This window comes from Micromonospora maritima (assembly GCF_902825405.1).
Taxonomy (GTDB): Bacteria; Actinomycetota; Actinomycetes; order Mycobacteriales; family Micromonosporaceae; genus Micromonospora; species Micromonospora maritima.
Genome location: NZ_CADEAU010000225.1, coordinates 1 through 8,623 on the forward strand (window position 1 = coordinate 1; position 8,623 = coordinate 8,623).

At 72.7% G+C, this 8,623-nt stretch carries 7 protein-coding genes; 5 read left to right on the forward strand and 2 right to left on the reverse strand.

Going from position 1 to position 8,623, the window contains the following annotated elements:
• Positions 1–1,597: MFS transporter (locus HUW36_RS19385; RefSeq protein ID WP_174529472.1), on the reverse strand; the 1,597-nt coding region annotated here is incomplete at its 3' end.
• 139 nt (positions 1,598–1,736) lie between these two features.
• Between HUW36_RS19385 and HUW36_RS19390 the strand changes: the two genes are divergently transcribed.
• The 4 genes from HUW36_RS19390 to HUW36_RS19405 all read left to right on the forward strand — a co-directional run bounded on the left by HUW36_RS19390 (position 1,737) and on the right by HUW36_RS19405 (position 6,584).
• A complete protein-coding gene (locus tag HUW36_RS19390; RefSeq protein ID WP_174529475.1) occupies positions 1,737–2,174 on the forward strand; it encodes a MarR family winged helix-turn-helix transcriptional regulator in 438 nt (145 codons plus the stop codon).
• 62 nt (positions 2,175–2,236) lie between these two features.
• Positions 2,237–2,758, forward strand: coding sequence for a MarR family winged helix-turn-helix transcriptional regulator (locus tag HUW36_RS19395; RefSeq protein WP_174529476.1), 522 nt, complete (start codon positions 2,237–2,239; stop codon positions 2,756–2,758).
• On the forward strand, positions 2,752–4,485 hold the full coding sequence (locus HUW36_RS19400) for an ABC transporter ATP-binding protein (protein ID WP_174529473.1): 1,734 nt from the start codon (positions 2,752–2,754) through the stop codon (positions 4,483–4,485). The genes HUW36_RS19395 and HUW36_RS19400 overlap by 7 nt, the downstream gene beginning before the upstream one ends.
• Before the next feature lie 35 nt (positions 4,486–4,520).
• Positions 4,521–6,584, forward strand: coding sequence for an ABC transporter ATP-binding protein (locus tag HUW36_RS19405; protein WP_174529477.1), 2,064 nt, complete (start codon positions 4,521–4,523; stop codon positions 6,582–6,584).
• 67 nt (positions 6,585–6,651) lie between these two features.
• Here the strand turns inward: HUW36_RS19405 and thrS are convergent, their stop codons facing one another.
• Positions 6,652–7,869, reverse strand: a complete 1,218-nt coding sequence (gene thrS / locus HUW36_RS19410; RefSeq protein ID WP_174529474.1) for a threonine--tRNA ligase — start codon at positions 7,867–7,869, stop codon at positions 6,652–6,654.
• 502 nt (positions 7,870–8,371) lie between these two features.
• On the opposite strand from thrS, the gene HUW36_RS19415 reads away from it, so the two are divergent.
• A partial coding sequence (locus tag HUW36_RS19415) for a DedA family protein (protein ID WP_425487247.1) occupies positions 8,372–8,623 on the forward strand: 252 nt, incomplete at its 3' end.

Below are 8,623 nucleotides of genomic sequence, written 5' to 3' on the forward strand. Positions count from 1 at the left end.
CCGGCGGGGCGTCCCCGGTCGCCCCGGCGCGCACGCTCGGCAGGCGCAGGCAGGCCAGCAGGCCGACCAGCAGGAACCCGGCCGCCGTGAAGGCCGCGTACCGGGTGGCGTCGGAGAAGGCCACCTTCGCCTCCTCGGCGATCGGCGCGGTACGCGGATCCGCCGCCAGCCCGCCGATCGCCGCGCCGGCACTCTCCTTCACCGCGGTCACCACCTGGTCCCGCCCGGCCGGGTCGAGGCCGGGCTGGTCGGCCAGCCGGTCGCCGAGAATGCCGCCGAGACCGGCGAAGAGCACGGTGCCGAGCACGGCGATGCCGAGCGCCGAACCGACCTGCCGGGCGGTGCTCTGCAACCCGGAGCCCTGGCCGCTGCGCCGGACCGGCACCTCGGCCAGCGAGACGCCGGTGAGCTGGGCGGTCGCGAGCCCGACGCCGACGCCGTAGACGAAGAGGAACGCCACCGGCGCCCACCAGCGGGTGTCCGGCGCGACCACGAAGCCCAGTCCGGCCACACCGACCAGCTCGGCCGCGACGCCGAGCTGCACCACCCGGGCCGCACCCCAGCGCTGGGTCAACGGTGCGCCGATGCCGCTGGCCAGGAAGCTGCCCACGGCGAGCGGCAGCAGCGCCAGGCCGGTGCGGAAGGCGCTGTAGCCGAGCACGTTCTGGAACCACAGCGGCAGCGCGAAGAGCAGACCGAACTCGCCCAGGCTGACGATCGCGGCGGCCAGGATGCCGTTGCGGAACGAGCCGATGCCGAACAGCGACAGGTCGAGCAGCGCGGGTCGCCCGGCGCGGTTGCGGCGGACCTGCTGGGCCAGGAAGACACCGAGCGCGCCGAGCCCGGCCAGCGCGGCCACCGGCACCGGGGAGATCGAGGCGGTCCAGTCGAGTCCGAAGAGGCTGAACGGTCGCTCCCGCTCCCACCAGCCGTAGGTGCGTCCCTCGATGAGCGCGAAGACCACGCCGGTCATGCCGACCACGGAGAGCAGCGCCCCGACCAGGTCGACCCCGCGCTCGGCCCGATCGTCCCGGGACTCGGCGACCAGCAGCAGGGTCGCCCCGATCACGGCCAGGCTGACCGGAACGTTGATGCCGAACGCCCACCGCCAGGAGTACGTGGTGGTGAGCCAGCCGCCGAGCAGCGGGCCGAGCGCGGCCGCGCCGCCGATGGTCGAGCCCCAGACCGCGAACGCGATGCCCCGCTCCCGGCCGGTGAAGTTGGCGTTGAGCAGGGAGAGCGAGGTGGGCAGCATCATCGCCCCACCGACGCCCTGGAGCACCCGGGCGCCGATCAGCGCCTCGCCGGAGCCGGCGAGCGCCGCCAGCACGCTCGCCACCACGAAGACGCTGACCCCGGCGACGAACATCCGCCGCCGCCCGGACCGGTCGGCGAAGCGCCCGGCGACCAGCAGCAACGCCGCGAAGACCAGGGTGTACGCCTCCTGCACCCACTGGGCGTCGGTCGAGGTGATGTCCAGGTCCCGGATGATCTGCGGCACCGCGACGTTCACGATGGTGGCGTCCACGATGATCATCGCCACGCCGAGGCTGATGGCGAGCAGCCCGAACCAGCGTCCACGCCCGTCGCTGCGCATGGCACCCCTCCCGCTTTTAGCTAGATTTTCTAGCTACCTGAGATGCTAGCTTTAACCCGTGGAGGGGTCGCCGTCAACCGGAGAGGCCACGCCCGCCGCCCGGCCGCCGAGCAGCGAGGCCGCCCGGGCGCTGCGCGAGATGCTGCGGGTCGCCGGGGACACCAGGGCCGCCCTGGCCCGCCGACTCGGCATCGGTGCCACCGACGCCGCGGCCATCGACCACCTGATCTCCAGCCCCGAGCCGCTGGGCCCGGTCGAGCTGGGCAACCGGCTCGGCATCCGGTCGGCCTCCGCCACCACGCTCGTCGACCGGCTGGTCCAGGCCGGACACGTCGCCCGCGCCCCGCACCCGCACGACCGCCGGCGGCTGACCCTCCAGGTGACCGAGCACGCGGTCGGCGAGGTGCTGGAGGCACTGCGGCCCATGCTCGTCGGCGTCGACCGCGCGGTCGCCCGGCTCAGCCCCGAGCAGGCCGAGGCCACCGCGACGTTCCTGCGCGAGGTCGCCGAGGTGATGCGGGAGTACGTCGCCACGGCGCCGGACGACCCGCCCCGCACCCGCGCCGAACGCGGCTGAGGGGCCTCTCAGAAATTAGTTTGGGGCCTGATGGTTCGGGGGCTAATCTAGCGCCCGTGAACATGGGACCGCTCGTCCGCTACCCCGACGCGTTGCAGCAGGCACCGCTCGGCCGACTGGTCTCGATCGCCGGCCACGTCGTCGAGCAGCACTGGGGGCGCTACCTGGCCGAGCACCACGGCCTCACCTCCGCCGGCATGCGGGTGCTGATGATCCTGCTGCGAGCCGGCGACATCACCCACCGCGAGATGGCGGAGCTGTGCTTCGTCCGGCCCGCCACCCTCACCGGCATCGTCGACACCCTGGAACGTGACGGCTTCGTCAGCCGACGCCGCAACCCGGAGGATCGGCGGGCCGTCCAGCTCACGCTCACCGACTCCGGCCGGGAGCACGCCCGCGCGATCATCGACCTGATCCACAGCGACCGGCCGTTGACGTCGGTCGACGCCGACCCGGCCAAGCGGGCGGTGATCCGCGAATTCCTGACCGAAATCATCACCGGCATGTCCGACGGGGACCTCCGTCGGTTGAACCGGGACAGCGAGTCCGACACCGAGTCGCCAACGGGGAGACATCCGTGCTGATCCGCCTGCTCCGCACACATCTGCGCCCGTACCGACGACTGCTGGCCGCCGTGGTGGCGTTCCAGTTCGTCGGCACGATGGCCTCGCTCTACCTGCCCAGCCTCAATGCCGACATCATCGACCGGGGCGTCGCCCGCGGCGACACCGACCAGATCCTGCGGACCGGCGGCTGGATGCTGGTGGTCAGCCTGCTCCAGATCGCCTGCTCGATCGCCGCCGTCTACCTGGGCGCCAAGACCGCCATGGGCTTCGGCCGCGACGTCCGGAGCGCGATCTTCGGGCACGTCAACCGATTCTCCGCCCGCGAGGTCGCCCGGTTCGGCGCACCGTCCCTGATCACCCGCAACACCAATGACGTCCAGCAGGTGCAGATGCTGGTGCTGCTCAGCTGCACCATGCTGGTGGCCGCACCGATCATGAGCGTCGGCGGCGTGGTGATGGCACTGCGCGAGGACGTCGGCCTGTCCTGGCTGATGCTGGTCTGCGTGCCGGTGCTGGCCGTCGCGCTGGGCCTCATCATCCGCCGGATGGTGCCCGGCTTCCGGCTCATGCAGACCCGGATCGACACGGTCAACCGGGTGCTGCGCGAACAGATCACCGGCATCCGGGTGGTCCGGGCCTTCGTCCGCGAGCCGTACGAGACCGACCGCTTCCAGGTGGCGAACGCCGACCTCACCGCGACCGCGCTGCGCATCGGCCGCCTCCAGGCGCTGATCTTCCCGATCGTGATGCTGGTGCTCAACGTCTCCAGCGTGGCGGTGCTCTGGTTCGGCGCGGCCCGGGTCGACTCCGGGGAGATCCAGGTCGGCGCGCTCACCGCGTTCCTCCAGTACCTGATGCAGATCCTGATGGCGGTCATGATGGCCACCTTCATGCTGATGATGGTGCCCCGGGCGGCGGTCTGCGCCGAACGCATCGAGGAGGTGCTGGACACCGACTCCTCGGTGGTGCCGGCGGCCGACCCGGTGACCGAGGTCGCCGCACGCGGCGAGCTGGAGCTGCGCGGCGCCGGCTTCCAGTACCCGGGTGCCACCGCGCCGGTGCTGCGCGACATCTCGTTCCGGGCCCGGCCGGGCCGCACCACGGCGATCATCGGGTCCACCGGCGCCGGCAAGACCACGCTGCTGACCCTGATCCCCCGGCTGGTCGACCCGACCGCCGGCGCGGTCCTGGTCGACGGCGTCGACGTGCGCGACCTGGCCCCGGACGAGCTGTGGCGGCGGATCGGGCTGGTCCCGCAGCGGCCGTACCTGTTCAGCGGCACGGTGGCGAGCAACCTGCGCTACGGCAACCCGGACGCCACCGACGCGGACCTGTGGGCGGCCCTGGAGATCGCCCAGGCGCGCGACTTCGTCGCCGAGATGCCGGGCGGGCTGGACGCGCCGATCGCGCAGGGCGGCACCAACGTCTCCGGTGGCCAGCGGCAACGCCTGGCCATCGCCCGCGCGCTGGTCCGCAAGCCGGAGATCTACCTCTTCGACGACTCCTTCTCCGCGCTCGACCTCGGCACGGACGCCCGGCTGCGGGCCGCCCTCAAGCCGGTCACCGCGGACGCGGCGGTGGTGATCGTGGCTCAGCGGGTCTCCACGATCGTCGACGCCGACCAGATCATCGTGCTCGAGGACGGGGGTGTCGTCGGGATGGGACGGCACGAGGAACTGCTGGAGAACTGCCCCACGTACGCCGAGATCGTGGCGTCCCAGCAGACCGCGGAGGTGCCGGCATGAGCGAACGCACCGAGCGCAGCGAGGGCCGTGAGAACATGCCCGGCCAGCGCCCCGTAAGCGCCGTGCCGCAGCAGCAGGGCGAGGCGAAGCGGCTGCCTCCGGCCGGGCGGCGACCCGGCGGCCCGCCGCACATGAACATGGGCATGCCGGCCGAGAAGGCGATGCGGTTCGGGCCGTCGGCACGCCGGCTGCTCGGGCGGCTGCGCCCGTACCGGATCCAGCTCGTCGGTGTGCTGGCGCTGGCGCTGGCCAGCGTCGGGCTGAGCGTGATCGGGCCGAAGGTGCTCGGGCACGCCACCGACCTGATCTTCAACGGGGTGATCGGGCGGCAGCTGCCGGCCGGCACCAGCACCGAGGCGGCGGTGGCCGCGGCCCGGGCCTCCGGCAACGGCAACTTCGCCGACATGCTGGCCCGGATGGACGTGGTGCCCGGCGCGGGCATCGACTTCGGCCGGCTGGGCCGGGTGCTGGCGTTCGCGGTCGCGCTCTACGTCGCCGCGAGCGTGCTCATGTGGGCGCAGGGCTGGGTGCTCAACGGCGTGGTGCAGCGCACCGTGTTCCGGCTCCGCGCCGACGTGGAGGACAAGCTCAACCGGCTGCCGCTGCCGTACTTCGACAAGCAGCCACGGGGCGAGCTGCTGAGCCGGGTCACCAACGACATCGACAACATCTCCCAGACGCTCCAGCAGACACTGAGCCAGCTGCTCACGTCGCTGCTCACCGTCGTCGGCGTACTCGGGATGATGTTCTGGATCTCGCCGTTGCTGGCGTCGGTGGCCCTGGTCGCGATCCCGCTGTCGGTGATCGTCACCGGCCAGATCGCCAAGCGGTCGCAGCGCAAGTTCATCGCCCAGTGGACCCACACCGGCGAGCTGAACGCCCAGATCGAGGAGGCCTACACCGGGCACGAGCTGGTCAAGGTGTTCGGCCGGCAGAAGGAGGTCGAGGCCGCCTTCCACGCCAAGAACGACGAGCTGTTCAAGGCGAGCTTCGGGGCCCAGTTCGTCTCCGGGATCATCATGCCGGCGATGTTCTTCATCGGGAACCTCAGCTACGTCGCCATCGCGGTGGTCGGCGGGCTGCGGGTGGCCTCCGGCGCGATGAGCCTCGGCGACGTGCAGGCGTTCATCCAGTACTCGCGGCAGTTCACCCAACCGCTCACCCAGGTCGCGTCGATGGCGAACCTGCTCCAGTCCGGGGTGGCCTCGGCCGAGCGGGTGTTCGCCGTGCTCGACGCCGACGAGCAGAGCGTCGACCCGGCCGCGCCGGCCCGGATCGCCGACCCGCACGGGCGGGTCGAGTTCGAACGGGTCTCGTTCCGCTACGACCCGGACAAGCCGCTCATCGACGACCTGTCGCTTGTCGCCGAGCCCGGGCACACGGTCGCCATCGTCGGTCCCACCGGCGCCGGCAAGACCACGCTGGTCAACCTGGTCATGCGGTTCTACGAGCTGGACGCCGGCCGGATCACCCTGGACGGGGTGGACATCAGCACGATGCGCCGGGACGACCTGCGCGGCCGGATCGGCATGGTGCTCCAGGACACCTGGCTGTTCGGCGGCACCATCCGGGACAACATCGCCTACGGGCGGCCGGACGCGACCGAGGAGGAGATCCTCGCCGCCGCCCGGGCGACCTTCGTGGACCGGTTCGTCCGCAGCCTGCCGGACGGCTACGACACCGTGATCGACGAGGAGGGCAGCAACGTCAGCGCCGGTGAGAAGCAGCTCATCACCATCGCGCGGGCGTTCCTGGCCGAGCCGTCGCTGCTGATCCTGGACGAGGCGACCAGCTCCGTGGACACCCGCACCGAGGTGCTGCTCCAGCGCGCCATGGCGGCGCTGCGCTCGGACCGGACCAGTTTCGTCATCGCGCACCGGCTCTCCACCATCCGCGACGCCGACCTGATCCTGATGATGGAGCAGGGCCGGATCGTCGAGCAGGGCACCCACGACCAGCTGGTCGCCGCCGGTGGCGCGTACGCGCGGCTCTACCAAGCCCAGTTCACCGGAGCGGTGATCGCCGACGAGGTGCCCGCGCCGGCACCGGGCGGTCCGCCGGCCGGCATCCGACCCACCGGCGCGCCGGTCGGGAACTGACGTGGAACCGGCGACCGGGCCGACACCGACCGCCCGGGTGACGCGTGGTCACCCGGGCGGGCCGGGCTCAGGCCGGCGGGAGCAGGTCGACCGACCGGCTCGCGACCACCGCGCCGACCACCCCCAGCGCCTCGGCGACGGGCATCGGGGCGAGAACCCGCCCGTCGCGCAGGCGCAGCGACACCGACCCGTCGGCCGCCTCCCGGGCGCCGACCACCCCGACGTACGGGACGCGGCGGCGGGCCGCGTCCCGGATCCGGGCGCCCAACGAACCCGGTTCGTCCACCTCGACCCGCAGCCCGGCGGCCTCCGCCCCGCGGCGGAGCCGGTGGACGGCGTCGGCCTGCGCGTCGTCGACCGGAAGCAGCATCAGCTGCACCGGGGCGTACCAGGCCGGGAACGCGCCCTCGTGCACCTCGATCAGGTACGCGAAGAGCCGCTCCATGCTGCCCACCAGGCTCCGGTGCACCATCACCGGCCGTTTCCGCCGCCCGTCCGAGTCGGTGTACGACAGGTCGAACCGCTCCGGCTTGTCGAAGTCGAGCTGGACGGTGGAGATGGTCGACTCCCGGCCGCCCGCGTCCACGATCTGGATGTCGATCTTCGGGCCGTAGAACGCGGCCTCGCCCGGGGCCTCGACGACGTCCACCCCGTCGAGCGCTTCGCGGAGCAGTTCCTCGGCCCGCGCCCACCCGGCGTCGTCGCCGACGTACCGCTGGTCCGGCCCGCGCAGCGACAGCCGGAACCCGGCGGGCCGGACGCCGAGCGCGGCGTGCGCCTCGCGGATCAGCCGCAGGATCTCCCGTACCTCGTCGCCGACCTGTTCCAGGGCGCAGAAGTTGTGCGCGTCGTTGAGCGAGATGGCCCGTACGCGGGACAGCCCGCCGAGCACCCCGGAGCGCTCCGCCCGGTACATCCCGCCCAGCTCGGCGACCCGCAGCGGCAACTCCCGGTAGGACCGGCCGCGGGCGCGGAACACGAGCGCGTGGTGCGGGCAGAGCGCCGGGCGGAGCACGAACTCGTCGTCGGCGCTCAACCGCATCGGCGGGAACATGTCGTCGGCGAAGTAGCCCAGGTGCCCGGAGCGTTCGAACAGCTCCCGTTTGCCCAGCGGCGGGGAGTAGACGTGCCGGTAGCCGGCCCGGCGCTCCAACTCCCGCACGTACTCCTCGACGGCGTGCCGGGCCGCGGCGCCGGCCGGCAGCCAGATCGGCAGCCCGGCGCCCGCGAGCGGGTCGGAGACGAACAGCTCCAGCTCCCGGCCGAGCCTGCGGTGGTCGATCATGTCGCTCTCCTTGATCGGGTACGACCCGGGAGCGAGCGGGACCGGGACGCCGCGAGGCACCGGAGCGGTTCGCCCCGGGGCCTCGTCGACGGAAACGTCAGTGCGGCGCGCCGGGAACACCCGGCGTCGTGGTCACCTCGGCACTGCGCATGCCCGAACAGTAGGCGCGCGGACGTCGACGGCGCACATGGATTTCGAGGAGTGGGTGCGGGTCGCCGGCACGGGACCTGCCGGCGACCCGCGGCGGCCCGGGCATCGAGAACGGGGGACCCGACGGCTCCGGTGCCGCGTCCCGCCAACGGTACGCCGGTGAGCGTGAATCCGCCGCCCCGCTCGTGGCCCGTCGCACCGGTGGCCCGTCACCTCGGGCCGGGCCGCCTCGTTGCAGATCGACGGCCCACCGGTGTCGACGGTCACCAGGGGACGGGGCCGGTCGCGGTGACGCGGGACACGGCGTCAGGCTCGGTCCGGTCGAACGGGGAACTCCGGCGAGGTGGCGGTCGTGGCCGAACTCATCTCTGACGTCGCGTCGCCCATGTGGGCGTACGCGCTGCTGTTGACGCTGCTGGTCGCCGACGCCTTCGTCCCGGTGGTGCCGACCCAGGTCGTCATGATCACCAGCGGTGCGCTGACCGTCTACGGCGGGCTCAACCTGCCGCTCACCATCGCGGTCGGCGCGGCCGGCGTCTTCGTCGGCGACCTGGCCTGCTACGTGCTCGGCCGCACCGCGCCGGCCCGCCGGGCGGCCCGGCAC

Bases quoted from the DNA above. Each gene is read 5' to 3' on its own strand.
- HUW36_RS19395 (WP_174529476.1), top strand. From the start codon at position 2,237: ATGGGACCGCTCGTCCGCTACCCCGACGCGTTGCAGCAGGCACCGCTC.
- HUW36_RS19405 (WP_174529477.1), top strand. From the start codon at position 4,521: ATGCCCGGCCAGCGCCCCGTAAGCGCCGTGCCGCAGCAGCAGGGCGAG.
- thrS (WP_174529474.1), bottom strand. From the start codon at position 7,869: ATGATCGACCACCGCAGGCTCGGCCGGGAGCTGGAGCTGTTCGTCTCC.
- HUW36_RS19390 (WP_174529475.1), top strand. From the start codon at position 1,737: ATGCTGCGGGTCGCCGGGGACACCAGGGCCGCCCTGGCCCGCCGACTC.